This is a genomic window from Flavobacterium azizsancarii (assembly GCF_027980145.1).
GTDB classification, from domain to species: Bacteria; Bacteroidota; Bacteroidia; order Flavobacteriales; family Flavobacteriaceae; genus Flavobacterium; species Flavobacterium azizsancarii.
Map to the genome: position 1 here is coordinate 1 of NZ_JAMZNK010000114.1, position 592 is coordinate 592.

Genomic DNA, 592 nt, shown 5'->3' on the forward strand with positions numbered 1-592 from the left:
ATCTTCCTCTTTTCTAGCTCCTTGCGCTATTGTAATATTTAGTTTGGCTACCACTTTAATATTTTGATCGCTCGCTTGCTTGATATTTTCTGTTCCTGTATAAGCTCCATCGCCAATAATAGTGTTTACATCAATTCCATTTTTTTGACTAATCTCTAAAAGTTTCGGTAATTGCGGACCATCTCCTTTTTCTCCTGAAGTTACTACAGCTGCTGTAATGATACGCTCTTCTGTCATCGCTAAATGAGTCTTGTATCCAAAGAAAGAGCTATCAGCAGATTTATGACCTGTTTTAGCATCTGTATCTTTTGATAAAATAAAATTTCCCTGAGTATCTTCTATCGTTTCTTTAAGAAGATTTAGCTTTTCTTTCACAGCTGGTATAGAACTCAAAGATTCTTCTTTTTCTATGCGCTGTTCCAGTTCTTTGCAATAGGCTAATTCTTTTTCTAATACATTGGTGTCATTTTTCTTGGGCATATGCTCTTTGAATTGGTCATCAAATAAATAGACCGTTTTTCGTAGCAGTTTAGATCGCTCTCTCAATACATCAATTGCTGAAAATGGATTGGATCTCGATAAAGTATGTGTG

1 protein-coding gene is annotated in these 592 nt (G+C 35.1%); it reads right to left on the bottom strand.

The window, feature by feature from the left end; translation table 11 throughout:
- A partial coding sequence (locus NJT12_RS24845) for a transposase (protein WP_271338796.1) occupies positions 1–592 on the bottom strand: 592 nt, incomplete at both ends.